The sequence below is a fragment of the Nocardia sp. NPDC055321 genome (assembly GCF_053645575.1).
Genome location: NZ_JBSHMS010000010.1, coordinates 230,825 through 257,465, shown reverse-complemented (window position 1 = coordinate 257,465; position 26,641 = coordinate 230,825). Strand labels below are relative to the sequence as shown.

Sequence of the window (26,641 nt, the reverse complement as noted above, 5' to 3'; positions counted from 1 at the left end):
AGGTGACAACATAGTCTTATGAAGCCCAAGATTCTGGTCGTCGACGACGATATGGCTCTCGCTGAGATGCTCACGATCGTCTTGCGGGGTGAGGGATTCGACCCTCACGTCGTCGGTGACGGCACACAGGCGCTTACCGCGGTCCGGGAGCTGCGCCCGGATCTCGTGTTGCTGGATCTCATGCTGCCCGGCATGAACGGCATCGACGTCTGCCGTGTGCTGCGTGCCGATTCGGGAGTGCCCATCGTGATGCTGACGGCGAAGACCGACACGGTCGACGTCGTCCTGGGGTTGGAGTCGGGCGCTGACGATTACATCGTCAAGCCGTTCAAGCCGAAGGAACTCGTCGCTCGCGTGCGTGCGCGCCTGCGCCGTACCGAGGAGGAGCCACAAGAACTTCTGTCCATCGCGGACATCGTCATCGACGTGCCGGCGCACAAGGTGACCCGCGGCGGTCAGCAGATCTCGCTGACTCCCTTGGAATTCGATCTCCTCGTGGCACTGGCGCGCAAGCCGCGTCAGGTGTTCACCCGTGAAGTCCTGCTCGAACAGGTCTGGGGTTACCGGCACGCCGCCGACACCCGCCTGGTCAACGTGCACGTCCAGCGGTTGCGCGCCAAGGTCGAGAAGGATCCCGAGAACCCGGAGATCGTGCTCACCGTCCGTGGCGTGGGCTACAAGGCCGGACCGCCGTGATCGCTGGCTCCAGAAACCGCGTACAGCGGTGGCTGGCAGTAGTGGTGGCCTGGTTCCGTACTCGCGGAGAACAACTGGGCCACGTGTGGCGGCGCTCGCTGCAGTTGCGAGTCGTCGTGTCGACCTTGACCCTGTCGCTGATCGTGATCACGATTCTCGGAGTCGTGCTCACCTCCCAGATCACCGACAGGCTCTTGGACGCGAAGATCAACGCGGCCGTCGAGGAGATGGCCCGCGCGCGGAACACGGTGCAGTCCACGCTCACCGGCGTGCACGACTCCAGCACCCAGCTGGCCCGTCTCGAGGATGCCCGCCGCGCCCTGGCCGGTGGCGGCGGCGCCCAATCCGGCGGTGAGGCGGGCAGTTACAACTCGGCGCTGGCCATGGTCGGGGACAGTCAATCCGAGCTGTCGGCCGGGCCGATTCAGGAAATCCCGCCGGAACTGCGGCATTTCGTGCAGGAACGGCAGATCAGCTACCAGTTCGCGCCGGTCTCGGATCCGGACGGCTTCCGCGGGCGCGCCCTCATCATCGGCAGCCCCGCCACCGACGTGCCGTCGCTGGAGATCTACCTGATCTTCCCGCTCACCAACGAGCAGCGCAGCCTCGATCTCATGCGCGGCACCATGCTCATCGGCGGCATCGTGCTGCTGGTCCTGCTGGCCGCCATCACCGCCCTGGTGACGCGACAGGTGGTGCTGCCCATTCGATCCGCGGCGCGCATCGCCTCGCGCTTCGCCGACGGCCGCCTCAAGGAACGCATGCTGGTGCGCGGCGAGGACGACATGGCCAGGCTCGCCATGTCGTTCAACGAGATGGCCGAGAGTCTGTCCAACCAGATCACCCAGCTCGAAGAGTTCGGAAATCTGCAGCGCCGCTTCACCTCCGATGTCAGCCACGAGCTGCGCACGCCGTTGACGACCGTCCGCATGGCCGCCGATCTCATCCACGGCTCCAGCGACGACCTCGATCCCGCGCTCGCGCGCTCGGCCGAACTGCTGGTGAACGAACTCGATCGCTTCGAGGGCCTGCTCAACGATCTGCTCGAAATCTCCAGGCACGACGCGGGTGTGGCCGAACTCCAGGTGGAATCGCTGGACGTGCGCATGTGCGCGCGGGCCGCGGTGTCCACCGTGCGGCACCTGGCCAAGGAGTCCGGCGTCGAGCTCGTCGTCGACATGCCCGAGGAACCCCTTGTCGCCGAAGTGGATCCGCGCCGCGTGGAACGCGTGCTGCGCAATCTGCTCGCCAACGCCATCGACCACAGCGAGGGCAAGCCAGTCCTGATGCGCATGCGCGGGGACACCGACGCCAACGCGGTCGCCATCGTGGTGCGCGATCAGGGCGTGGGCCTGCGGCCCGGCGAGGAAAAGCTCGTCTTCAATCGCTTCTGGCGCTCGGACCCCTCGCGGATGCGGCGTTCGGGCGGAACGGGTCTGGGCCTGTCCATCAGCGTCGAGGACGCGAACCTGCACGAGGGCAAGCTCGAGGCGTGGGGCGAGATCGGCGTCGGCGCGAGCTTCCGGCTCACGCTGCCGCTGGTGCGCACCAAGAAGCTCGGTTCGAGCCCGCTGCCCCTGGAGCCGCCGAAGCTGCGCGGCGGCATCACCGCCGAACAACTCGCCCTGGACATCGGCACGGCGGATTCCGACGCCGGGCCCGAAGCCGGTCCGGCCGCAACGGGTTTCGGGGCCGCTGCGGCCGGGGAGCCGGCCGACGCCGAATCCGAGTTCGGCGCATCGGGTTCGGACGACGAGACCGGTTCCGGCCGTGTCACGCCGATCCCGCTGTTCGTGCCGTCCGGGATCGTCCTCGACGCGGCCGATCCCGCCCCGGCGAGCGTGGTCCCGGAGGATTCGGCTCCGGACGACGCGGTTCCGGAGGATTCGGCTCCCGAGGACGCGGCTCCGGCAGCCTCGGAAAGCGCTGTCCCGGAAGACGACACCGCCGCGAACGGCGAGGACGCCGCGCCCGGGTCCAACGGCACACCCCGGGCCGGTGACGGTTCCGGGAGCAACGGCACCGCGGGCGCCCACGCCGATTCCCGCGCGGATTCCGGTTCCCCGGACGACAATCCCGATGACACGGTGCTCGCCGACTCAGGAGACGGACGGCAATGAGGAAACGTGACCCACTGAGTTCACACGATGTGGGTACCTTCTCAGCCACCTCGCTACTCGGCCCCCTTCCCGCTCGGCGGCCCGGCGCGGTGGCCGCCTCGCGCGCGGCCACCGGCGGGCGGCGCGCGCCGCGCCGGTGTTCGCGCCTGTTCCGGACGCTGCTGGTGCTCACCTGTGTGCTGAGCGGGGCCGCCTGCGCGAATCTCCCCGACTCCTCGGCGCCGCAGGCGCTGGGCACCCTCGAACGCCAGCCCACCAGCGCCGAACTCCAGCCGCCCATCTCCGGGCGCGAACCCGATCAGCTGCTGCGCGACTTCCTGCAGGCCACCGCCGACCCCACCAACCGGCATCAGGCCGCGCGCCAATTCCTCTCGCCCGCGGCCAATGTGCGCTGGGACGACGCCGCCGGCACCACGATCATCGACCGGCCCGACACGCTGCGGGAATCGCGGACCGCCGACACCGCCACCTATGTCATCCGGGCCCGCAAGATCGGCGAACTCGCGCCGGACGGCTCCTACCGGACCAGCGACGGCACCCTGGAGAACAAGGTCGAACTGGTCAAGGTCGACGGTGAGTGGCGGGTGGACGATCTGCCCTCCGGCGTGATCGTGGAACAGACCGCGTTCGCCAAGTCCTACAAGCGGTACTCGCTGTTCTTCCCGAACCTGGCCGGCGCGGCCATGGTCCCGGACCTGCGCTGGATCTCCACCCGCAAGGATCAGCTGCCGCAGAAGCTGCTCGGGCTGCTCGCGGAGGGCCCGCAGGAGGCACTCGCGCCCGCGGTGCGCAATCCGCTGTCCGGGCCGGTGACCCTGCGCGGTCCCATCACCAGCGCCAGCGGCGACGCCGACGGGGTCGGCGTCGGCGGCGGGGTGCAGATCGACTTCGCCGGGGCGGGCGCGCTGGATCCCAAGGCCAAGGAGCTGCTGGCCACCCAGGTGGTGCTGACCCTGGCCGGGGCCGAGGTGCTCGGCCCGTACATGCTGCTCGCCGACGGCAAGCCGCTCGACGAGCGCTACGCCGCCACCGGCTGGACCCGCGCCGACGTCGACGGTCTCGGCCCGGAATCGGTGGCGCACAACCGCGCCGGGTTGCACGCGGTGCGCGACGGCTCCCTGGTCGCGGTGACCGAGAACGGCATCACGCCCGCCCCCGGCTTCTTCGGCACGACCCGCACCCTGGAGACCGTGGCGCTGTCGATGGACGGAGGGCTCGTCGCCGCGGTCGCCAAATCCGGTCGCCCGGAACCGGAACCGGGCCGCACCCTCATCTTCGGCACCTACGACGGGCAGGGGTTCCCGGTCGCCACCGGCGGCACGTTCACCCGTCCGAGCTGGCCCGCGGACGGCAGCTCGGCGTGGACGGTGGTCGACGGCGAGCGGGTCATCCGGGCCGTGCACGAGCGGTCCACCGGCAACGTGTCGGTGCAGGACGTGGACATCAGTGATCTGACCGCCGCGGCGGCGAACTCCAGCGCGCAGCCCCCGCGCGGGCCCATCACCGAATTGCGGATCTCGCCCTCGGGGGCGCGCGCGGCCATCATCGCCAACGGCAAGGTGTACGTCGCGGTCGTGGTGCCCCAGCCCGGCGGAAAGTTCCGGCTCTCCTCGCCGCTGCCGCTGGCGGTCGGTCTGAGCACCGCTGCGGTGTCGATCGACTGGCAGTCCGACGAACGCGTCATCGTCTCGCGAGAGGGCAACGTGGACCCCGTGGCGGCCGTGCTGGTGGACGGCTCCGGGTACCAGCCGCAGACCACCCAGAACCTGACCCCGCCGGTGCGCGTGGTGTGCGCGACCCCGAACAACGAGTACGTCGCGGACTCGCGCGCGGTGCTGGAACTGACCCGCAATCCCGAAGGCGGCGAGTACTACTGGCGCGAAGTTCCGGGTCTGGGCGGCAATGCGGTCCCGGTGCTGCCGGGCTAGGCGCACACTGGATCGATGGGGGCGTTCTTCGCGAGCGCGATCGATCTGATCCTGCCGCGCGCCTGCGGCGGCTGCGGGATCCCGGGCACCGACTGGTGTGCCGACTGCGCCGCGGCGCTGTCCGGGCCGCCGATCCGGTTGCGCCCGCGCGCCGATCCCGGGGTGCCGTGCTGGGCGCTGGCTCCCTACCGCGGTGCGGCCCGGCGCGCGGTGCTGGCCGCCAAGGAACGGCACCGCGCCGACCTGGCGGCCCCGCTGGGGCTCGCGATGGCCAGGGGGCTGGATACTTTGCGGGATCGCGCGCGACCGCTTATTTTGGTCCCCGCGCCCACCCGGGCCGCCGCGGCCCGCGAGCGCGGTGGTGATCCGGTGACCGGTGCCGCGTTCGTCGCGGCGAGTTGGCTATCCGATTGCCGACCGGCACGAATGCTTCGACTTCGCGCCGGTGTGCGCGATTCGGTCGGATTGGGCCGCGGCGACCGCCAGCACAATCTGCGCGGGCGAATCATAGTGGCTCCCGGCCGCCCGAATGAGGCCCGGTTTCCGGCAAATGCCGAGGTAGTGCTGATTGATGACGTGTTGACCACCGGTGCCACAGTGACGGAATCGGTCCGTGCGCTCACTGCGGCCGGAGTGACGGTTCGTGCCGCGCTGGTAACCTGCCACGCTTGATTCTCCGAAATTTGCGTGAACACTGGCGGACAGGTCGCTGGCGAACTAGCGTGGCGATCAGACACCCGAACGGAGAGTTTGGAGGTGGCGCCTCGGACCATATGTGCCGAGCGAATTTCGATCGGCACACGTTCAATCCCGCCGCACGAGCGGCTTGTGCGGCCAGATCCGGGAGGTACGCGTGACGACTTCTTCACGACCTTCAGCGAAGTCCGCGGTCACTTCGGTGCTGCTGGAAGACGCTCTCGAACCCGAAGACAAAACCACCCCCGCCCAGCAGGCGGAGATCGTTGTCAAGGGACGAACACTCGGTGAGGGCGGAGTGCCCGATCATTTCCGAGTTCATGTGGCGGACAAGCTTTCTCGCTTGGAGCGCTTCGACCCCAGCATCTACCTCTTCGACGTGGAACTCACGCACGAGCCCAACCGTCGTCAACGCAAGAATTGCCAGCGAATCGAGATAACCGCTCGCGGCAAGGGCCCGGTCGTCCGGGCCGAAGCCTGCGCGGACAGCTTCTACGCCGCCCTGGAACTGGCGGTCGAGAGGCTGGAGGGCCGCTTACGCCGGCTCAAGGACCGTCGTCGCGTTCATCATGGGGACAAGACACCCATCTCGGTGTCTCAGGCGACCGCCGGTCTCATCGACGATTCGCTCTTCGTGTCGTCGAACGGGTCGTCCGACGCGCACGATCACGCGCCCGAGGATCTGGACGGCGAGAACGCCGGTCCCGGTCACGTCGTGCGCACCAAGACCCATCCCGCGATCCCCATGACGGTCGACGACGCCCTCTACCAGATGGAGCTCGTCGGTCACGATTTCTTCCTGTTCCAGGACAAGGAGACCGACCGACCGTCGGTCGTCTACCGTCGCCACGCGTTCGATTACGGCATCATCCGTCTCGCGTAACCGGTAGCCCTCGTCATTTCCTATCCCGGGGCCCGTCCGGGCCCCGGATTCCCTCGCCTCCCCGCGGCTTCTCGCAGGTCGTGGGGAGACCCCGTAGCCTGCGCATTTTTCTGTTACGAGGTGTATCGCTTTCTTTCTTACCTCGCGGTAAGTTTGAGGGCCAGGCATTCTCGAAGGGAAAAAGCATGGCTACCAAGGGCGCTCGTCGTGCCGTCATCGTCTCCGGCGTACGCACCCCGTTCGTGCGGGCATTCGGTGACTACACCCGGATGGACTCCATCGACCTGGCCGACATCGCCGTCGCCGGGTTGCTCGAGCGCAGCGGGCTGGACAGGGCCGCCGTGCAGGCCATCGTGTGGGGCGGGGTGATCCTGCCCAGCGGTGCGCCCAACATCGCGCGCGAGATCGCGCTGGATCTCCAGCTCGACCCCGGGTGCGAGGGTTACACCGTCACGCGCGCGTGCGCCTCCGGTCTGCAGGCCGTGACCTCGGCCGCGGCCGCCATCGAGCGCGGCGAATACGACATCATGATCGCCGGCGGCAGCGACTCCACCAGCAACGCGGAGGTGAAGCTGCCGCAGAAGATGGTGCACGCGGCCGCGCCGCTCGCGCTGGGCAAGCCCAAGGCCAAGGACTACCTCGCCGCCGCCGCGCAGCTCGCGCCCTTCTACGACCTGATGCCGCGCCGCCCCAAGATCGAGGAGCGCACCACCGGCGAGGTCATGGGTGAGAGCGCCGAGAAGATGGCGCGCATCCACGGCGTCTCGCGCGCCGCGCAGGACGAGTTCGCCGCCCGCTCGCACCACCGCGCCGCCGCGGCCATCGACTCCGGCCGGTTCGCCGACGAGGTGCTGTCGGTGACCACCCCCGAGAGCAAGGTCGTCGATCGCGACGGCCTGGTGCGCCCCGGCACCAGCATCGAGAAACTCGCTTCCCTCGCACCGGTTTTCGCCAAGGGCGGCACCGTCACCGCGGGCAACGCCAGCCCGCTCACCGACGGCGCGTCCGCGGTGCTGCTCATGAGCGAGGAGAAGGCCCGCGCCCTCGGCCTCACCCCGCTCGCGGCCTTCCGCTCGTGGAGCTACGTCAGCGTCGATCCGCGCGACCAGGTCCTGATCGGCCCCGCGATCTCGATGCCGCGCGCCCTGGACAAGGCCGGCCTGTCCCTCGCCGACGTCGACCTGGTCGACATCCACGAGGCGTTCGCCGCCCAGACCCTGTCCGTGGTGACGGCCCTGGCCAGTGACGAGTGGGCCAAGACCCGCCTCGACCGCGACACCGCCGTCGGCGAGATCGACCCCGCGAAGCTCAACGTGCACGGCGGCTCGGTCTCGCTCGGCCACCCCTTCGGCGCGACCGGCGCCCGCATGGTGACGACGATGGCCAACGAGCTCCACCGCACCGGCAAGTCGACGGCCCTGCTCGGCATCTGCGCGGCCGGCGGCATCGGCGCGTCGGCGGTCCTGGAACGCGTCTGACTCGGCCCGGTCGCACCATCCCGCACGCGTGACGGGGCGACCCGCCCGCGCAACCGAACGGTGTCGTCACCGATCCGCCCGACGGATCACGCGCCGCCATCACTCGTGACGACGTTGCGTGATCGGGGTGTCGGTTGCTGCCGTTGCGGTGACCACGCGAGACCTTCGGCCGCGGCCGGCGCACTTCCCGTGGCGCGGCATACGGGGCCGGTGCGGAGCGCGGGCTTCGGGACGGGCGTTCAGGCGTCGCGGTCGGTGAAACGCTCCCAGTGGATCGCGGACTCCAGGGGGCGGCGGGTGCGCCAGCCGAAGCGCTCGAGGTCGGGGACCTCCTGGAACCGCTCGACGGGGCCGACGCAGAGCCAGGCGACCGGTTTCACGTGGTCGGGCAGGTGCAGCAGGTCGGCCAGGACCGGGGTGTCGTAGAAGCTGACCCAGCCCACGCCGATGTTCTCGGCGGTCGCGGCGAGCCAGAGGTTCTGGATCGCCAGGATCGTGGAGTAGATGCCGGTCTCCGGCACGCTCGCGCGGCCCAGCACGTGGGTGCCGCCGCGGGACTGGTTGTGGGTGACCACGATCCCGGTGCCGGACTCGGTGATGCCCTCGATCTTGATGGGGTCGAAGGTGTCCGCGCGGTCGGCGGGCAGGCCCGCGTGGAACTCGCGGCGCTTGTCCGCGACGTGGTCGGCGAACTTGTTCAGCATCGCCGGATCGCGGATGACGATGAAATCCCAGGGCATGGAATTGCCGACGCTGGGTGCGCGATGGGCGGCGTCGAGGATGCGCAGCAGGGTGCCGTCGTCCACGACGTCGCCGGTGAACTCCGCGCGCACATCGCGGCGCAGGCGAATGGCGTCGTAGACGCTGGGACATTCGACGGGGGCAATCGGGCCTTCGGAACACACGGCCCCCAGTGAACCAGGCGCGATGCCGGCGGTTGCTTCGGCCTGCCTTTGTGGCCGGAACGGCAGTGCCCCGCCGAGTACTCGGCGGGGCACGGTGGTCGTACGCGGTTCGGCATTCAGCCGACGAGCGCGGGCTCCTTGCGGGAGATGCGGCGCTTGCCCGCGGCCAGCGCGGTGCGCAGGCCCGAGCGGCGGCCGGTGGCCGGGTCGATGGTGGCCACGCCGCCGAAAGCCTTCTCCGACTTGGTCTCCGGCGCGTCGTCGGTGCTGCGGGACAGGTACTTGTTCGGCAGCGACAGCTTCATGATGGTGCGCCACGACTTGAAGTACTGCACCGGCAGCGAACCGCTGGTGTAGGGCAGGTCGTACTTGTCGCACATCGCCCGCACGCGAACCGCGATGGAGGCCAGGCGATTCGACGGCAGGTCCGGGAACAGGTGGTGCTCGATCTGGTGGCTCAGGTTGCCGGACATGAAGTGCATCAGCTTGCCGCCGTCGATGTTGGCGCTGCCCAGCATCTGGCGCAGGTACCACTCGCCCTGGGTCTCGGTGAGCACGTCGTGCTTGGTGAACTTCTCGGCGCCGTCGGGGAAGTGGCCGCAGAAGATGACGGCGTTGGTCCACACGTTGCGAATCACGTTGGCGGCCAGGTTCGCGGTGAGCGTGCCGAAGAACGCGGGACCGGTGAGCAGCGGGAACAGCAGGTAGTCCTTACCGGCCTGCTTGCCGATCTTCTTGAGCACCAGCGCGCGGTCGGCCTCGAACTGCTTCCACTCGGGGGAGTCCTTGGCCCACTTCTTCTTCGCGACCTTGCCGAGCTCCAGATGCTGGATGGCGACGCCGTATTCGAAGAAGCTCTGCAGCAGCAGGTTGTACAGCGGCTGCCCGAGGTAGAACGGGGACCAGCGCTGGTCGCGGGTGACGCGCAGCAGGCCGTAGCCGATGTCGTCGTCCATGCCCAGCACATTGGTGTACTTGTGGTGCAGGAAGTTATGGGTGATCTTCCAGTGCTCGGACGGGCCGGCGTTGTCCCATTCCCACGAGGTGGAGTGGATTTCCGGGTCGTTCATCCAATCCCATTGCCCGTGCATGACATTGTGGCCGATCTCCATATTCTCGATGATCTTGGCCGCGCCGAGCAGTGCCGCGCCGGTGAACCAGGCGGGCGGGAAGAGACTGAAGAAAAGCACACCGCGCCCGCTGATTTCGAGCGCGCGCTGCAAACGGATCACATTGCGGATGTAGCGGGCATCGCGCTCACCCCGGGAGGATTCGATTTCGCGGCGGATGGCGTCGAGCTCTGCGCCGATAGCTTCGACATCTTCCGGGGTGAGGTGTGCGTATTCCTTGACATCCGAGATCGCCATGCGGCCTACGATACCGTAGGTTACGGGCCCGTAGGTTACGAGCTCTTGAATCCCGAACGTGTCGAATACCGCATTGTATTCGACACTTCGCTCTGCTATGCGTTGCGGCGCAGGAACTTCGGGAGGATGTGTTTACGATCGGCCTTCTCGCGCAGCAGCGCCTTCTCGGCCCGGGCCTTTTCCTGCAGCGACGCCTTCGCCTCGCGCAGTACCTGCTTCTCGTGCTGCGCCTTTTCCTTCAGCGCCACCTTGGCTTCCTGCATGGCCGAACGCAATCCGCGCCGCTGACCCGTCACCGGGTCGATACCGGTGAAATGATGCTCGGCCAGCCATTCGCTGGCCTCGTTCGGAATGGACGGCATCGAGGGCATGGCGGGCATCGACGGCATGTGCGGCAGCGTCACCCCGATGAACTTGCGTTCGGACGAGGTTTCCGGCGCGTCGTCGGAGGTCCGCTTGAGCCACTTGTCCGGCAGCGCCAGCTTGTGAATCGTGCGGAACGCCAACAGGTATTGCTTACCCAGCGATCCGGTGGTGTACGGCAGGTCGTATTTGTCGCACAGGTCCTTGACCTTCACCGACACCTCGGCATACCGATTGCTCGGAATGTCGGGGAACAGGTGGTGTTCGATCTGGAAGCTGAGATTGCCGCTCATGAACGCCATGGCCGGGCCCGCCTCGAAATTGGCGCTGCCCAGCATCTGGCGCAGGTACCACTCGCCCTGCGTCTCGCCCTCGAACTGCTCTTCGGTGAACTTCTCCGCGCCGTCCGGGAAATGGCCGCAGAAGATCACCGCGTACGCCCACAGATTGCGGACGAGGTTCGCGGTGGCGTTCGCCTTGAGCGTCGACTTCCACGCCGGTCCGGTGAGCGCCGGGTAGATGACGAAATCCTTGACGACCTGTTTGGCCGCCTTGCGCATGAAGTCCATGTCCGGCTCGGTGAACTTCTTGCCGGCCAGGCCCATCTGTTCCTTGGTCGCGGCCAGATCGTGCAGCGCGATGCCCCATTCGAACAGTGCGGCGAGCACCAGATTGCCCGCCGGCTGAAAGAGATTGATGGGCTTCCACTCTTCGTCGCGGGTCATGCGCAGAATGCCGAAGCCCACGTCGTCGTCCATGCCGACGATGTTGGTATAGGTGTGGTGCGAGTAGTTGTGCGCGCGTTTCCACTGCGCGGAGGTGCCCGTCATGTCCCACTCCCACGAGGTGGAGTGGATTTCCGGGTCGTTCATCCAATCCCATTGCCCGTGGCTGATGTTGTGCCCGAGCTCCATGTTCTCGATGATCTTGGCTACCGAGAGCAGGGCGGTGCCGCCGAGCCAGGCCCAGCGATTCTTGGATGCGAAGAGGGTGGCGCGACCCGCCGCTTCCAGCACGCGCTGGGCGGCGATGGTGCGCCTGATGTATTTGGCATCGCGCTCGCCGAGCGAAAGCTCCACATTCCGGCGGATGGTGTCGAGTTCCTGACCCAGGGTCTCGATATCGGCCGCCGTGAGATGGGAGAACGCCTTGATGTCGGTGATGGCCACCGGCGGGTCCTTCCGTATTTCGAATTACGCCGCTGTACGGCGAGGGTTCGCCCCGAGCCGGGCGCGAACCGTGTCGACTGCCATCGAGGGTATCCGGTCCCCGGCTCGAGTGCCGCAAGCGGTTACCGCGTGTGATGCGGTGCCGCCCCTCGGTGTGTCACAGCTCGCGCCCAGCATACTGGTCAGACGTCCAGAGTGCAGTCGCCCGCGGCGGCGGAGATGCAGGTCTGCACCTTGTCGCCCGCGCGATGTTCGTTGCCATTGCGCAGATCGCGAACGTGACCGTCGGTCACGGTGACCACGCAGGTCTGGCAGATGCCCATCCGGCAGCCGAACGGCATCTGCACGCCCGCGCCCTCACCGGCCTGCAGCAGGGTGGTCGCGCCGTCCACCTCCACCGCGCGCCCGGTCCGGCCGAAGGTGACGGTGCCGCCCTCGCCGGTCGCCGACCGCGCGATCTCGAACCGCTCGACATGCAGTCGGTCCGCGATACCCGCTGCGTCCCAATGCTTCTCGATCTCGTCGAGCATGCCGGCCGGGCCGCACGCCCAGGTGTCGCGCTCGCGCCAGTCCGGCACCTTCTCGTCGAGTTCGGCGAGCGAGAACTTGCCGTGCTCACCGGTGAAGTGCTGGTACGAATGGAAACTCGGGTGCCGGTCGTGCAGACCCCGCAGATCAGCGCCGAACATGACGTCCTCGGGAGTGCGCGCCGAATGCACGTGCACCACGTCCGGCACCACGCCGCGCCGATCCATCGTGCGCAGCATGGCCATCACGGGGGTGATGCCCGACCCGGCGGTCAGGAACAGCGTCTTGGCCGGCGGCGGCTCGGGCAGCACGAAACCGCCCTGCGGCGCGGCCAGGCGCACGATGCTGCCCACCGCGACCCCGCTGACCAGGTGGCTGGACAGGAAGCCCTCCGGCATCGCCTTCACCGCGATGGAGATGAGCCGCTTGGACTTGTGCTCGGGATCTGTCCAATCCGGCGGGCAGGTCAGCGAATACGACCGCCAGTGCCAGCGCCCGCCCACCAGCACGCCGATGCCGATGTACTGGCCCGGCTCGAACTTGAAATCGAAACCCCAGCCCGGCTTGATCACCAGCGTGACCGAGTCGGCGGTCTCCTTGCGCACTTCCACGATGCGACCGCGCAGCTCGCGCGCGGACCACAGCGGATTCACCAGATGCAGGTAGTCGTCGGGCAGCAGGGGAGTGGTGACCCGGGCCGCCGCGCCGCGCAGCGCGTTCAGCTTGGTCCGTCCCGCGGTGGCGCCGTCGGCGACCGGCGCCTCCAGCCATTCCCGGAGTCCCCGTATGGAGAAACCCGAAGTCTTCGAAGCCATGATCCGGACAAATTCCCGTCGGTCGAGCGCTCGTAGCGCGGTTCGTTCAGATGCGGCCCGAAATCGGAGCCGTCGGCTCTGCGAGTCAGCGTCGTCGCTGCCCGCCCCGGCGCGGCGCGTGCGGTTCCCGAGGACCCTATAGGGCCAGGCTCGGAGCTTCGCCGCACGCTGTCACAGCAAGGTTACGGCATCGTAGGTTACGGTGCCGTCGGCGCTGGGGGAAGAGGTGAAGAACTCCGGATACGAGGGCCGCGACCGCTACAGCAGATCCAGCAGGAACGGCAGTTCCTGGGCCGCGTACCAAGCCAATTGATGATCCTCGGCATCGCCCAGCACGAATTCGGCGTCGGTGTCGCCCATGTCGGCGGCGTCGATCACATCGACGGCCTTGGCGATCTCCGGCTCGGCCTCGGCCAGATCGACGTGCACCGAGGCGATCCGGTCGTAGGGAATCGCGGCCACCAGCCGGACCACGGCGTCGTCCAGATCCGGGCGCAGCGTGGCCTCGTCGACGTCGGCGGCGATGACCGCGCGCCGGAAGATCGGGCCGCGCACGGGTGCTGCGGTGTCGTCGCCCGTGCCGTCGGCGTCCGGACCGTCGAACTCCTCGATCCCGGCCTGCTGATCGGCGAGCAGGCGCAGCGAGGCGCGCGCGGCCTCGGACATCGCGACCTCGGCCAGCTCCTCGTCGTCGCCGGACGCGTACGCCTCGCGCAGGGCCGGGGTCACCGCGAAGGCGGTGTCGTTGAGGGCGCGAATCTCGCGGTCGGCGACCAGCTCTCGCAGCATCGGCACGGTGGCCGGCACGTACACGCGAAGTTTCTTCGAGACGCGGGACGACTCACTGGACGCAGGCACCGAGCATCTCCTCCATCGACTCGTGCACCGAAGCGGTCAGCACCGCGATATCCGCCATGGCGTCGCGATCGGCGGTGAGTCCGTAGCAGACGCGTCCGTCGTAGGACGTGAGCCCGATACTCAGAGCCTGAAAGCGCAGCAGCGGCGATACCGGGTACATCTCCAGCATCCGCGCGCCCCCGATGTACATCGGCTGCTGCGGACCCGGCGCATTGGTGATCACCAAATTGAACGTGTGTTCTGCGAAGGTACTCGCCGACCGCACACTCATGGCATGCAGGCTCGCCGGAGCGAATCCGGCCATATGCACCAGGGTCCGCGCCCGCACCCCGCGGTCGTGCCGCGTGTGCGGTTCGGTGGCGTGCATGATGTGCGAGAGCCGGATGATCGGATTCGGCTCGCCCACCGGCAGATCCACCATGATCGACGTGATCTCACCTGCGGGTTTCAGCTCGGCGCCATCGGCGTAGACCGACATCGGGACCACCGCGCGCAGCGTGTCGGCCTCGGTCAGCACCTGCCCGCGCGAGAGCAGCCAGTTGCGCAGCGCGCCGGTGACCACGGCCAGGATCACGTCGTTGGTCGAGCAATCGAAGCGTTTACGGATCTTGCGGTAGTCCTCGAGATCGGTGCGCACCACCTCGACCCGGCGATTGCGTGAGGTCCGCGTGTTCAGCGGGCTGTCCGGCGCGCCGAGCGCGGCCGCGCGCAGCATCGACACCATCTTCTGCACGGCCTTGCCGGTCGCGTCGACCACCGCGAACGCCTCCGCGCCGTGGTGGCGCATCACCTCGAGGGCCTCGCGCGGCTGGGTGGCCAGGTGCAGCACCGCGCCGACGAGCAGTTCCAGATCGGCGGGCTCGCGATCCGCGCGCCAGGCATCGTCGGCGACCTCGCGCGGATCTGCGGAGGTGTCCAGGATCACGTGCCCGATCTCCAGTGCGGAATCACCGTCGACCAGCGCCGAATGGGTTTTCGTGAACACCGCCGAACGACCCTCGGACAGGCCCTCGACCAGGTACATCTCCCACAGCGGCCGGGACTGGTCCAGCGGATGCGAGGCCAGGCGCGCGACCAGGTCCAGCAGTTGCTCGTCGGTGCCCGGGGCGGGCAGGGCCGAGCGGCGGATGTGATAGCTGATGTCGAAGTGCGCGTCGTCCACCCACACCGGCCGGCCCAGCGCGAACGGGATCTCGCGCACCTTGCGGCGATACAGCGGAACCAGCGGCAGTCGCGACTCGACCAGCGACACCAGGCGCTGATAATCCAGCGGCGCGGGCCCGGCATCGGCGCCCGGCGCGGGGTTGCGCAGGATTGCCAGGGATCCGATGTGCATCGGGTTGCTGCTCGATTCGAGCCGGTAGAACGACGCGTCCTGGGGCGTCAGTCTGGTGATCACGCTGCCCGCTACTCCCTACATCCCTGCCTGTGCCCGCCGGTGTCCCCCGGGCACGGCGTCGGCGGCGCGCGCCGGTACACCGGCAAGCTATCGCGATCCGTTCATCCGGGGATACGGTCCGAGCGACACTGCCCACCGTTTCGTCGTCATCGACGCCCCCGGCCCGGGTGTGCGGGCGCAAGCCTGGCGCACCCCGAACCTGGCTACATGGTACGACAGGGTCCCGAAATTGACTCCGCGCCAAGACGATTCGCTGGCGAATCGCCGGCCCCCGCCGGGCCGGGCCGGGGCGGGCGCGCGCTATCACCGCAGGTACGCCGAGCCGTGCCGTCCGCTGGGAGCGAAGCGGAACGCGCGCCGAACGCACTGCGCATTACCATGGGGTCGTGGCTGCGCTCTGCGCACCTGTTTCCCGCCCAGGCGGGGCCGCCTGCCCACCGACCAGAGGACTGACAAGACCCGTGCCTGCGCTGACGCTTTCGAGGTTGCTACGGATTGGTGAAGGTCGCACGGTCAAGCGGCTTGCGAACCTGGCCGATGAGGTCATCGCCTTGGACGAGGAGTTCACGGCGCTGTCCGACGGCGAGCTGCAAGCCAAGACCGCCGAGTTCCGCGAGCGCTACGCCGACGGGGAATCCCTCGACGACCTGCTGCTCGAGGCGTTCGCCACCGCGCGCGAAGCCTCCTGGCGCGTGCTGAACCAGAAGCACTACAAGGTGCAGATCATGGGCGGCGGCGCCCTGCACATCGGCAACGTGTCCGAGATGAAGACCGGCGAGGGCAAGACCCTGACCTGTGTGCTGCCCGCCTACCTCAACGCCATCGGCGGCGAGGGCGTGCACGTGGTCACCGTCAACGACTACCTCGCCAAGCGCGACGCCGAGTGGATGGGCCGCGTGCACCGCTTCCTCGGGCTCGAGGTGGGTGTCATCCTCGGTGGCATGACCCCGGCCGAGCGCCGGGTGGCCTACGCCGCGGACATCACCTACGGCACGAACAACGAGTTCGGCTTCGACTACCTGCGCGACAACATGACCCACTCGCTGGACGATCTGGTGCAGCGCGGGCACAACTTCGCCATCGTCGACGAGGTCGACTCGATCCTGATCGACGAGGCGCGTACCCCGTTGATCATCTCGGGTCCGGCCGACGCCTCCTCCAAGTGGTACGCCGAATTCGCGCGGATCTCCCCGCTGCTGAAGAAGGACCTGCACTACGAGGTCGACATCAAGAAGCGCACCATCGGCGTGCACGAGGCGGGCGTCGAGTTCGTCGAGGATCAGCTCGGCATCGACAACCTGTACGAGGCGGCCAACTCGCCGCTGGTCAGCTACCTGAACAACGCCATCAAGGCCAAGGAGCTGTTCCAGAAGGACAAGGACTACATCGTCCGCGACGGCGAGGTCATCATCGTCGACGAGTTCACCGGCCGAATCCTGGTGGGCCGCCGCTACAACGAGGGCATGCACCAGGCCATCGAGGCCAAGGAGGGCGTGGAGATCCAGCCCGAGAACCAGACGCTGGCCACGATCACGCTGCAGAACTACTTCCGCCTCTACGACAAGCTGTCCGGCATGACCGGTACCGCCGAGACCGAAGCGGCCGAGCTGCACCAGACCTACACCCTCGGCGTGGTGCCCATCCCCACCAACCGGGCGATGGTCCGCAAGGATCAGGCCGACCTGATCTACAAGACCGAGGAGGCCAAGTACTCCGCGGTCGCCGACGACATCGCCGAGCGGCACGAGAAGGGCCAGCCGGTGCTGATCGGCACCACCTCGGTCGAGCGCTCGGAGTACCTGTCCAAGCAGCTCACCAAGCGCGGCATCCCGCACTCGGTGCTGAACGCCAAGTTCCACGAGCAGGAAGCGCAGATCGTCGCCGAGGCCGGCCGGCCCGGCGCGGTCACCGTCGCCACGAACATGGCCGGCCGCGGTACCGACATCGTGCTCGGCGGCAACGCCGACATCATCGCCGACCTGCTGCTGCGCAAGCAGGGCCTGGATCCGGTCGAGACCCCGGCCGAGTACGAGGCGGCCTGGCTGCCCGCGCTCGAGAGGGTCAAGGAGCAGACCGAGGCCGATGCCGAGGAGGTGCGCGAGGCCGGCGGTCTGTACGTGCTGGGCACCGAGCGGCACGAGTCGCGGCGTATCGACAACCAGCTGCGTGGACGCTCCGGACGTCAGGGCGACCCGGGCGAGTCCCGGTTCTACCTGTCGCTGGGTGACGAGCTCATGCGGCGCTTCAACGGCGCGGCGCTCGAGTCGATCATGACCAGGCTGAACCTGCCCGACGACGTCCCGATCGAGGCCAAGATGGTCTCGCGCGCGATCAAGTCGGCGCAGACCCAGGTCGAGCAGCAGAACTTCGAGATCCGCAAGAACGTCCTCAAGTACGACGAGGTCATGAACCAGCAGCGCAAGGTGATCTACGCCGAGCGCGCCCGCATCCTCGAAGGCGAGGATATGGAGGGCCAGGTGCAGGAGATGATCACCGACGTGATCACCGCCTACGTCAACGGCGCCACCGCCGAGGGCTACGTCGAGGACTGGGACCTGGCCAAGCTGTGGACCGCGCTCAAGACGCTGTACCCGATCAGCCTGGACTACAAGGAACTGGCCGGGATCGGCGACGACGGCGAGCTGGGCGAGCTGGACCGCGACGAGCTGCTCGACGCTGTGCTCGACGACGCGCACACCGCGTACGAGAACCGCGGCGCGGAGATCGACTCGCTGGCCGGTGCGGGCAGCATGCGCAACCTCGAACGGCAGATCCTGCTCTCGGTGCTGGACCGCAAGTGGCGTGAGCATCTGTACGAGATGGACTACCTCAAGGAGGGCATCGGCCTGCGCGCGATGGCCCAGCGCGACCCGCTCGTGGAGTACCAGCGCGAGGGCTTCGACATGTTCTCGGCGATGCTCGAGGGCCTGAAGGAGGAGTCGGTCGGCTTCCTGTTCAACCTCCAGGTCGAGGTGCAGGCGCCGCAGCCCGCCGGGGTCTCGGTCGGCGCGGGCCTGCAGTCGCCGGTCGGCAACCGCCCGCTGCCCACCCAGGAGCAGGCGCAGGTCGCCAACGGCGCCCCGGCCGCCTTGCGCGCCAAGGGGATCGACGAGTCCGCGCCGCGCGGGCTCAGCTACTCCGGTCCGGCCGAGGACGGGCGGGCCGTGGCGCACAGCGAGGATCAGGAGTACGGCGGTCCCGCCGATTCCTCCACTCGCCGTGAGCGCCGCGAGGCCGCCCGCGGTGCGGGCAAGCTGGACAAGGCGCCGAAGTCCAAGCGCCGCCGCTGATTCGAATCGACGAGCGCCCGGTCCCGATGGGGCCGGGCGCTTTTCGTTCGGTGGGTGCGGCGCCGCTGCGGCTGCGAAGTGGCCCCAGTGAACAGGGAAGACGCCCCGGGTGAAACACCCGGGGCGTCTTCGTGTTTCCAGCGCCAGCTGGAGTCGTGGGCGCGGATACCGGCCAACCCCTGGAGGTATCCGCGCGTGCCGTTGCCGCCCGCCGGGGGTGCGTGCACGCCGGCGGCGGGGCGATCGACCGAGTTCGCGGCCCGTGTACCCGCACCATCGCACGAATCCGCGAACGCAATCCGTCGCCGTTGAATATTTAGCACGCATTCGTGAAATTCGGCAACCCGTGATGAATACCTCGCGGTTTGCTGTGAATGGCGTTAATTAATTCGGGCACGCCGAATTGGCCCCACGTCATTGCGGCGTGTTGCGTTGGTTGGGCGCTGTCTCGCGGATGTGGGTGCCGAAGCCCGTGGCGTTCGGCGGTGACGCGGATTCCCCTGGTCCTGTGCTCGGTAGCGGGCCCCTCCTGGTAAAAGCCGCCCCGACTCGGCTGCTTTTACTGCTGGTTACGAGCCTAGGCGGGGTGCGGGCGGCAGGCATCGGTCGCCGTATCGGTCGGGTGCTCGCTCGTCGCTCGTTATCGGCGTGTGATGTGCGGTACAGCGTCAAGGGCGGTTGGCCTGGAGGTTTGATTGCAGCTTATTAGCTGGGGTAAATTGCATTGTGCGCGACGAGGCGGGGATACGCGGGCGGGGCCCGGAGCTGGTGCGGCTGGACCAATTACTCGCCGACGCGCGCGCCGGTCACGGCGCCGCCCTGGCGATTCACGGTGAACCCGGCACGGGAAAGTCCGCCCTGCTGCGCGCGGCCGTCCGCCGCGCCACCGGTTTCCGCGTCCTGGAGTGCGCCGGCGATCCCGCGGAGTCGTCCCTGCCCCACGCCGCCCTCCACCAACTCCTCCTCCCCGTCCACACTCCCCTGTCCACCCTCCCCGAGCCTCAAGCCGCCGCCCTGGAATCGGCCCTGGCCCTGCGCCCCGCCCAGCCCCCTGCGCTACACCGGGATTCGCCCCCCGGATTCACCCTCGGCGCGGCCCTGCTGACCCTGTTCACGACCCTGGCCGCCGAAGCCCCGCTCCTGCTCGCGGTGGACGACGCCCACCTCCTGGACCTCGAGACCGCGCAGGCCCTCCACTTCGCCGTCCGCCGCGCGACCAATCTCCCCGTCCTGCTCCTGTGCTGCCTGCCGCCGGAAGCGCCTGCACCCTCGCCGGATTCGTCAGCCGCGCGTCCGGGCAACCACCCCGCCGCTCCCGCGAGTCGGAGGTTCGACGATCCGCAGCCGACGGGTTCGCGTCTGCCCGGCGCGGCGAGCGCGCCGGCGGGAACGTCGGCAACCGCGGGCGACGACAAGGTGTCCACTGCCGATACCGCCTGGCCTGCCGGACACGCGAGACGTGAGTTCGGCGCGGGTCCCGGCGCCCCCGTCATCTCACGGTCCGGCCTGCCCGCGAAATCGGCCGGACCACTGGCTGATTCGGCAAGCGACAGTGTGGGAGACCGGGCTGCCGCTCGTGCGGTTCGTGAGTTCGACGATGCGTGGACGGCGGCGTCGCGGCCTCCCGGCGCAGTGAAGGCGTTGCCGGAAGCTTCGGAAATACCGGGCGATGAGTGGCGCTCGGCCGACGGCCGGCCCGCGGACAACGAGGGTCGTGAGGTCGGTGTACGCCTCGGCACTGACGCCAGGTCGGAGGCCGGTCTGCCCGCGGAAGCGGATGTGCCAGCGGTCGATTCGGTTGCTGGGTCTGCGAGTGGCCTGGCGGTCGAGGGCGTCCAGCCTGCCGAGCCGGGGGGAGAGGAGTCCGGTGTGTTCGACGCATCGGATGCCGTTCCTGCCGTGGAAAGCGATGTCCAGCGGGTCGATTCGTTCGCCGTGGTGGCGGACCGGCGGGTGGCCGCCGGGGATCCGCGATCCGTGGTGGCGGGGTGGTATCGGCTGCCCGCACTGGTGCTCGGGGGGCTCGACGACCGAGCGGCTCGGGAGCTGATCGAGGAGCGGCACGGGGCGTTGCCCGCGTTGCGGGTCGAGCGGGTGCTGGCGGTCGCGGGCGGGAACCCGCTGGCGTTACGGGAATTGCCGGTCGGGGCCGAGGAATTCGGGGGGTCCGCGTTCGGGCCCGTGCCGGTGGGGGAGCGGTTGCGGGGGGCCTATCGGGACCGGATCTCGGGGCTCGACGCGGGCGTGCGCGAGCTGTTACTGCTGGCTGTTGTCGAGGAGCGCGGGGTGTTGCGGGTGCTGCTCGACGCCGCGCGGGAGCTCGGGATCGACGAGAGCGCCTGGGAGGCGGCGGAATCGGCGGGGGTGCTGGCGGTGGGGGACGGGCGGGTGCGGCTGGGGACGCCGCTGCTGGGGATGGCCGTGCACGACGCGGCCACGCCGGAGCGGCGGCGGGCGGCGCATCTGGCCCTGGCGGGGGCCCTGACCGCGCCGGGTGAGCTGGACCAGCGCGTCTGCCATCGGGCGGCGGCGCTGCGGCGGCCCGACGAGCAGCTCGCCCTCGCGCTCACGCACGGCGCCGAACAGGTGCGCGGCGGCGTGCTCACCGCCGCGGCCATGCTGCGCCGGGCCGCCGCGATCACCCCGGACCCGGTGCACGCGAGCACGAGGCTGGCCGCCGCCGCCCGATTCAGTTGGGCCGGAGGCGATATCGAGTCCGCGCGGCGACTGCTCGACCGCGCCACCGAATGGATCGGCGCCGACCGCGCGGCCGCGGCCAGCGGCGGGCTCGCCGGACTGCTCGAGTTCGTGGCGGGCGAACCCGAACGCGCCGGCGCCCTGCTGCTGCGCGACGCCGCCCTGCTGGACGGCGAAACCTCCACCGGGCTGCGGGAATTGGCCGATCGCGCGAATTGGGCGGCGGCGCTGGCCGATCCCGCGCCGGTGCGGACCCGGGATCTCGAGTTCGGCGGGCGCCTGCACGCCGAGATCACCCCGGCCGCGGTGCGCCAGCTCCCGCCCGCGCCGCTGGTGCTGTTGTGGGGCAAGGCCGATCGTGCCGTCGAGCCGTTCACGCGCCGGGTCGCGCAACTGCGGGAGAGCGGTGAGCGCGCGGCGGCGGTGCATCTGCTGCCGCAGCTGGCCATCGTGCAGTTCGCCAACGGCCGGGTGGCCGCCGCGCAGGAATCGCTCACCGAGGCGTTCGAGCTGGCCCGCGCCACCGGCACCGGCAACGTCCTGGCCCAGTGCTGGAATCTGCACGCGAAAATCGCGGCGATGCGCGGGGATTCGGACCTCGCGCTGGAAAGCCTGGACCGCGCCCTGGCTTTGGCGCGCCCGCGCCGCGCGCACGCGCTGATCGCCTCCGCGCATTGGCATCTCGGCTTCCACGCCCTGAGCGTCGGCGACCCCGAGACCGCCTACCTGCGCCTGCGCGCGCTGGCCCAGCCCGGCCACGACGCCCGCCACCCCACCTATGCGCGCCTGGCCGCCATGGACATGGTCGAGGCCGCGACCCGCGTCGGCCGCCCCGCCGAGGCGGCCGAGCACTACACCACCGTCCGCTCCTGGGCGGTCCGCTCGCGCGCGGACTGGGCGGTGGCTTCTGCCTACGCCTGCCGCGCCCTGATCAGCACCGACGAGGAGCGCGCCGACCACTACTTCCGCCGCGCCCTCGCCGTGCGCCGCACCCGCCACGATCTGAATCAGGCCCGCACCCACCTGCTCTACGGCGCCTGGCTGCGCCGCGTCCGCCGCCGCGCCGACGCCGCCGAACAGCTCCGCACCGCCCTGGAGTCCTTCGAGCGCATGTCCGCCACCCCCTGGGCCGACCGCGCCCGCCAGGAATTGGACCTGACCGGCCGCCGCACCCCCACCCCCGATCGCGGCTCCGCCCCCGTCCTGACCGCCCAGGAGTTCCGCGTGGCCCGCATGGCCGCCCAGGGCATGACGAACCGCGAGATAGGCGTGGATCTGCTGCTGTCCCCCCGGACGGTAGGCCACCACCTGTCCCGAGTCTTCGCCAAACTCGGCTTGACGGCCCGAGGCGAGCTGGCCCGCATCGACTTCGACAACGGCCTACGCCTGATTCCCCCGAACTGATCCGCCCGTGTTCCGGGCGAACGATGTCGGGCACCGCGCCCCGCAGGTCGCGATTCGCCCAACCGCTCAGTCGTCGATCTTCAGCGACTCACCCCAGTGCCGGGGGTCCCAGTTGACCAGGATCATCCCCGCCACACTCCCGGCACACGCCCCGCACGAGTTCACGTTGATATGGCTGTCCACGTCGGTCTCTCCCTCCAAGACCGCCCGCATCGACAGCCACACCGCCCGCAGGTACAACCCCGCCGGGTTCCCGCACCGGACACATTCCGGCAATGCCTGACTGTCGTCGTTCCGCCCGACCCGAACCTCCGGCGTGACCGGCGCCCCTGCCCCCAGTTCCGGGTCGAGTAGCGGCGAGAACTCACTCCGCTCATGGTGTTCCACCTCGGCAGGCTAACCATTCGCACGATTTCGCGCACCCCTTACGCCGTACGAGATTTGCCCGCCCGGTAGATGGTCGTGTTCGACAGCCCGTGGTCCAGAGGATCGTGGGTGGTCACGATGGTGCGATGCAGTCGGTTGCGGGCCGTCGGCCGTGTTTGCCGAGCGTGGAAGGCGTATCCGCGATCGGCAGCCGGGGCGACCGCGGCCATCCGTGCCATTCCCGGTCCGTACTGCTCCCGCCGGATCCCGACGCCTGGCCTACCGCAGCGCGACGTCCGTGCCGCCGGAGAACATCGAGTCGTGCAATTCGATCCGATCGGGCACCGCTCCGACGGGCATGTCGAACACGACCTGGGCGGTAATCGTGTTGCCGGGGTTGATCTCCGCGTACAGGCTGGTGTCTGCCTGCAGGTTGATCGCGGCGGCACTGTCATTGCCGAACTTGCGATTCTGATCGTCGAAAACGTGCTGGTTGCCGGGGGAGAAGGACTTGGGCACATCCGCGATGTTGGTGATCGTGATCGACACGATCAGGTAGGCCCCCTGCGCGGTCTTCTGCAGATAGGGGTTGTCGCCGATGGTCTTCACACCGGCTTGCACCCCGGTGACGACGAACTCGAACTTGCCGTCGCGGACAGGAGTGTTGAGACCGGGGGTCGCGACCTCGACCGAGGTCGGTGGATTCACTGCGGCGGGCGCGCCTTCCGGTGCGACGCTCGTGGTGGGAGCCGGAGCCTTGTCGGCCTTCTTGTCACCGCCGTCGCTGAGAATTCCTCCGATACCGCACAGTACGACGAGCACCGCGAAAATGATCAGGAGGATTTTGCCGGTGTTCGACTTCTGGGGAGGTCGCGGCGGGTAGTACCCGCCGGGCTGATTGGGCGCACCGGCGTAACCGGCCGGCATCGGATACTGGGGCGGGTTCGGCCCCTGCGGGTACTGCGGAGGCTGCTGATGGCCGGGCCACGGCTGCTGTGGCACGTGCGGGTTGGTCATGACGACGAATTCCTTCTATAGATCAAGCTGCGCAACAATATCGCTACTCCGAGCCATGGCGGTGTGAGACCAGCAGATGATCTAGGAACGTGCCACGGAGGATTCGGATCGGCCGATGGTTCAACTGCATATACGCACAGCCGAGTCCGGTGTTTCCGGTCGCGGACACAGAATTCGCTGCGGGAGAAGGCCCGTCGGATCGGGCCCGTTCCCGCCTCCTAGGGCGCTCCGGTTATGAATAGGCAACGCGCGAGTAGGGTTTCAGCTCACGCTCGTCCCCTGCCCCTTGAACCAGGGGTCGTTGGTGTTCAGGGCGGTGAGGAGGAGGCGGATCGCGGCCACGCGCGCCTCCTTGCCGGGGAGAGTGTCGAGGGCGCACTCGGGGTCGGCGGGCGGGCCGAGGTGGGTGCAGCCGCGGGGGCAGTCCTCGATCGCGTCGGCCAGGTCGGAGAAGGCGCCGATCACGTCGTCGGGGGTGATGTGGGCCAGGCCGAAGGAGCGGATGCCGGGGGTGTCGATCACCCAGCCGCCGGACTCCAGGGGCAGGGCCACGGACTGGGTGGAGGTGTGGCGGCCCTTGCCCACGCCGGAGACCACGCCCACCGCCCGATCGGCTTCGGGGACAAGGCGATTCACCAGCGTCGACTTGCCGACCCCGGAGTGCCCGATCAGCGCGGTCAGGCGGTCGTCGAGCAGGTCCAGCACCGGCTCGAGGGGTTCCTCGATACCGCCGTAGACGATCGTCAGATCCAAATCCTCGAAGGCGGCCGCGAACTCGGACTCGGCGGCCAGATCGCGTTTGGTCAGGCACAGAATCGGTTGCAGCCCACCGACATACGCCGCGACCATGGCGCGTTCGACGAACCCGGTGCGCGGCGGCGGGTCGGCCAGCGCCACCACGATGAAGAGCTGTTCGGCGTTGGCGACGACTATCCGCTCGAACGGGTCGGTGTCATCGGCGGTGCGCCGCAACACCGTTCGCCGGTCGGAGACCCGGATGATGCGGGCCAGGGTGTCCGGCTTACCGGACAGATCCCCGACCAGATCCACCTGATCCCCGACCACGATGGGCGTGCGCCCCAGTTCACGGGCGCGCATGGCCACGATGCGGCGATCGGGATCGTCGTCGAGGACGCACCCCCAGCGCCCCCGGTCCACGGAGACGACCATGGCCGGCTCCGCGTCCAGATGCTGGGGACGGGTCTTGGTCCGGGGACGTGAGCTCTTGCCCGGACGGATCCGGACATCGGACTCGTCGTACTCCCGGCGCCTCAGCGGACTGCCCCGGTCCCGCCGAGCATGCCTTCCCAGAGGGCGACGAAATCGGGCAGCGTCTTGGCGGTGGTGCCGATGTCCTCGATCTCCACCCCGGGCACCACGAGTCCGAGGATCGCGCCCGCGGTGGCCATGCGATGGTCGGCGTAGGAGTGCCACTGCCCGGCGTTGAGCGGGGTGGGATCGATGACGAGCCCGTCGTCGGTCTCGGTGACCTTGCCGCCGAGCCGGTTGATCTCGGTGGAAAGCGCTGCGAGCCGGTCGGTTTCGTGCCCGCGCAGGTGCGCGATGCCGCGCAGCCGGGACGGGGAGTCGGCCAGCGCCGCCAGCGCCGCGACGGTCGGGGTCAGCTCGCCCACGTCGTGCAGGTCGATGTCGATGCCCGCGAGCCGCTCGGGCCCGCGCACGGTGAGCACGCCGTCGAAGATCCGCGCCTCCGCGCCCATGCGCACCAGGATCTCGCGGATCACGTCGCCGGGCTGGGTGGTGTAGCGCGGCCAGTGCGGAATGCTCACCTCACCGCCGGTGACGGCGGCCGCCGCCAGGAACGGCGTGGCATTGGACAGATCGGGTTCGACGTCCCAATCCACGGCCCGGATCGGCCCCGGGTGCACCGTCCAGCTCTGGGTCCGGCGCGGATCCTCGGGCGCGTCCACCCGCACGTCGGCCTCGCGCAGCATCTGCACGGTCATCTCGATGTGCGGCATGGACGGCAGCGATCCGCCCGAATGATGCACGGTCACACCCTGTTCGAAGCGCGCCGCCGACAGCAGCAGCCCGGACACGAACTGCGAGGAGCCCGAGGCGTCGATCGTGATCGGCCCGCCGCGCAGCGATCCCGTGCCGTGCACGACGAAAGGCAGTGCGTCCCCGTCGATGTCGAGTCCGAGGCCGCGCAGCGCCTGCAGGATGGTGCCCAGCGGCCGCACCCGCGCCTGCGCGTCACCGTCGAAGGCGACGTCGCCGGTGGCCAGCGCCGCGACCGGCGGCAGGAACCGCATGACGGTCCCGGCGAGCCCGCAGTCCACGACCGCGCTGGTGAACTCCTTCGGCGGGGTGACCGTGACCGTGTCGCCCTCGCCCTCGATGGTGGTGCCCATCGCCCGCAACGCGTCGATCATGAGGTTGGTGTCCCGGCTGCGCAGCGCGCCGCTGATGGTGGACGGCCCATCGGCCAGGGCGGCCAGGATGAGCGCCCGGTTGGTGATCGATTTGGACCCGGGCAGGGTCACTGTCGCGTTGACGGACGTGTGGACGTGGGGCGCGGGCCAGAAAGTCACGCCCCCATCCTCCCAAACGATGGTGGGGTCCCGAGGCCGCACGCCCCCATTCCGGTCAATACGCCCGCAATCCCGCCTCTCCGAGACTTCAGCGCCCGGCTGGGAGC

At 69.0% G+C, this 26,641-nt stretch carries 17 protein-coding genes and 1 pseudogene; 8 read left to right on the top strand and 10 right to left on the bottom strand.

Features of this window, described 5'->3' with window-relative positions; all coding sequences use genetic code 11:
• Positions 1-18 precede the first annotated feature (18 nt).
• The 6 genes and pseudogenes from mtrA (at position 19) to ACWIGI_RS18445 (ending at position 7,801) form a co-directional block, all read left to right on the top strand.
• Positions 19-696: an MtrAB system response regulator MtrA gene (gene mtrA / locus ACWIGI_RS18470; RefSeq protein WP_029931579.1), complete on the top strand. Its 678-nt coding sequence runs from the start codon at positions 19-21 to the stop codon at positions 694-696.
• Positions 693-2,282 (top strand): annotated as a pseudogene (mtrB, locus tag ACWIGI_RS18465) (MtrAB system histidine kinase MtrB); the annotation flags it as partial. The gene mtrA and the pseudogene mtrB, both read left to right, overlap by 4 nt.
• A 698-nt stretch (positions 2,283-2,980) precedes the next feature.
• Positions 2,981-4,744 carry an MtrAB system accessory lipoprotein LpqB gene (gene lpqB, locus ACWIGI_RS18460; protein ID WP_454203669.1) on the top strand — a complete coding sequence of 588 codons (1,764 nt, stop codon included), beginning with the start codon at positions 2,981-2,983 and terminating at the stop codon, positions 4,742-4,744.
• 15 nt (positions 4,745-4,759) lie between these two features.
• Complete coding sequence (locus ACWIGI_RS18455; protein ID WP_454203604.1) at positions 4,760-5,416, top strand: ComF family protein; 657 nt, start codon at positions 4,760-4,762, stop codon at positions 5,414-5,416.
• Between the two features lie 229 nt (positions 5,417-5,645).
• Entirely contained in the window at positions 5,646-6,323 is a 678-nt protein-coding gene (gene hpf / locus ACWIGI_RS18450) for a ribosome hibernation-promoting factor, HPF/YfiA family (RefSeq protein ID WP_454203668.1), read from the top strand.
• Positions 6,324-6,508: 185 nt separating this feature from the next.
• A complete protein-coding gene (locus ACWIGI_RS18445) occupies positions 6,509-7,801 on the top strand; it encodes an acetyl-CoA C-acyltransferase (protein ID WP_454203603.1) in 1,293 nt (430 codons plus the stop codon).
• A gap of 239 nt (positions 7,802-8,040) precedes the next feature.
• Here ACWIGI_RS18445 and bluB read toward each other — a convergent pair whose 3' ends face one another.
• From bluB to ACWIGI_RS18415, 6 genes are all read right to left on the bottom strand, one after another.
• Entirely contained in the window at positions 8,041-8,706 is a 666-nt protein-coding gene (gene bluB / locus ACWIGI_RS18440) for a 5,6-dimethylbenzimidazole synthase (RefSeq protein ID WP_454203602.1), read from the bottom strand.
• 116 nt (positions 8,707-8,822) lie between these two features.
• Entirely contained in the window at positions 8,823-10,073 is a 1,251-nt protein-coding gene (locus ACWIGI_RS18435; RefSeq protein ID WP_454203601.1) for a fatty acid desaturase family protein, read from the bottom strand.
• Positions 10,074-10,168: 95 nt separating this feature from the next.
• Positions 10,169-11,605, bottom strand: a complete 1,437-nt coding sequence (locus tag ACWIGI_RS18430; RefSeq protein ID WP_454203600.1) for a fatty acid desaturase family protein — start codon at positions 11,603-11,605, stop codon at positions 10,169-10,171.
• A gap of 182 nt (positions 11,606-11,787) precedes the next feature.
• Complete coding sequence (locus ACWIGI_RS18425; protein WP_454203599.1) at positions 11,788-12,948, bottom strand: ferredoxin reductase; 1,161 nt, start codon at positions 12,946-12,948, stop codon at positions 11,788-11,790.
• A 258-nt stretch (positions 12,949-13,206) separates the two neighbouring features.
• A complete protein-coding gene (locus ACWIGI_RS18420; protein ID WP_454203667.1) occupies positions 13,207-13,737 on the bottom strand; it encodes a DUF6912 family protein in 531 nt (176 codons plus the stop codon).
• 52 nt (positions 13,738-13,789) lie between these two features.
• Positions 13,790-15,205, bottom strand: a complete 1,416-nt coding sequence (locus tag ACWIGI_RS18415) for a WS/DGAT/MGAT family O-acyltransferase (protein WP_454203598.1) — start codon at positions 15,203-15,205, stop codon at positions 13,790-13,792.
• A 461-nt stretch (positions 15,206-15,666) separates the two neighbouring features.
• On the opposite strand from ACWIGI_RS18415, the gene secA reads away from it, so the two are divergent.
• Both secA and ACWIGI_RS18405 read left to right on the top strand, forming a co-directional pair.
• Positions 15,667-18,495, top strand: a complete 2,829-nt coding sequence (gene secA / locus ACWIGI_RS18410) for a preprotein translocase subunit SecA (protein ID WP_454203597.1) — start codon at positions 15,667-15,669, stop codon at positions 18,493-18,495.
• 726 nt (positions 18,496-19,221) lie between these two features.
• The gene (locus ACWIGI_RS18405; protein WP_454203596.1) at positions 19,222-22,596 is read left to right on the top strand and encodes an AAA family ATPase; all 3,375 of its coding nucleotides are present in this window, start codon (positions 19,222-19,224) and stop codon (positions 22,594-22,596) included.
• A 66-nt stretch (positions 22,597-22,662) separates the two neighbouring features.
• Here ACWIGI_RS18405 and ACWIGI_RS18400 read toward each other — a convergent pair whose 3' ends face one another.
• The 4 genes from ACWIGI_RS18400 to aroA all read right to left on the bottom strand — a co-directional run bounded on the left by ACWIGI_RS18400 (position 22,663) and on the right by aroA (position 26,534).
• The gene (locus ACWIGI_RS18400) at positions 22,663-22,983 is read right to left on the bottom strand and encodes a hypothetical protein (RefSeq protein WP_454203595.1); all 321 of its coding nucleotides are present in this window, start codon (positions 22,981-22,983) and stop codon (positions 22,663-22,665) included.
• Between the two features lie 258 nt (positions 22,984-23,241).
• Positions 23,242-23,979, bottom strand: a complete 738-nt coding sequence (locus tag ACWIGI_RS18395; protein ID WP_454203594.1) for a DUF4352 domain-containing protein — start codon at positions 23,977-23,979, stop codon at positions 23,242-23,244.
• 261 nt (positions 23,980-24,240) lie between these two features.
• On the bottom strand, positions 24,241-25,290 hold the full coding sequence (rsgA, locus tag ACWIGI_RS18390) for a ribosome small subunit-dependent GTPase A (protein WP_454203666.1): 1,050 nt from the start codon (positions 25,288-25,290) through the stop codon (positions 24,241-24,243).
• Positions 25,251-26,534 (bottom strand): 3-phosphoshikimate 1-carboxyvinyltransferase, encoded by a 1,284-nt coding sequence (aroA, locus tag ACWIGI_RS18385; protein WP_454203593.1) that lies wholly within the window; start codon positions 26,532-26,534, stop codon positions 25,251-25,253. The genes rsgA and aroA overlap by 40 nt, the downstream gene beginning before the upstream one ends.
• Positions 26,535-26,641: the final 107 nt, after the last annotated feature.

What these genes read in the sequence shown, in the direction of transcription:
- ACWIGI_RS18445 (WP_454203603.1), top strand. Translation starts at nt 6,509, where the DNA reads ATGGCTACCAAGGGCGCTCGTCGTGCCGTCATCGTCTCCGGCGTACGC.
- ACWIGI_RS18420 (WP_454203667.1), bottom strand. Translation starts at nt 13,737, where the DNA reads ATGCTGCGAGAGCTGGTCGCCGACCGCGAGATTCGCGCCCTCAACGAC.
- ACWIGI_RS18435 (WP_454203601.1), bottom strand. Translation starts at nt 10,073, where the DNA reads ATGGCGATCTCGGATGTCAAGGAATACGCACACCTCACCCCGGAAGAT.
- ACWIGI_RS18425 (WP_454203599.1), bottom strand. Translation starts at nt 12,948, where the DNA reads ATGGCTTCGAAGACTTCGGGTTTCTCCATACGGGGACTCCGGGAATGG.
- mtrA (WP_029931579.1), top strand. Translation starts at nt 19, where the DNA reads ATGAAGCCCAAGATTCTGGTCGTCGACGACGATATGGCTCTCGCTGAG.
- ACWIGI_RS18395 (WP_454203594.1), bottom strand. Translation starts at nt 23,979, where the DNA reads ATGACCAACCCGCACGTGCCACAGCAGCCGTGGCCCGGCCATCAGCAG.
- ACWIGI_RS18455 (WP_454203604.1), top strand. Translation starts at nt 4,760, where the DNA reads ATGGGGGCGTTCTTCGCGAGCGCGATCGATCTGATCCTGCCGCGCGCC.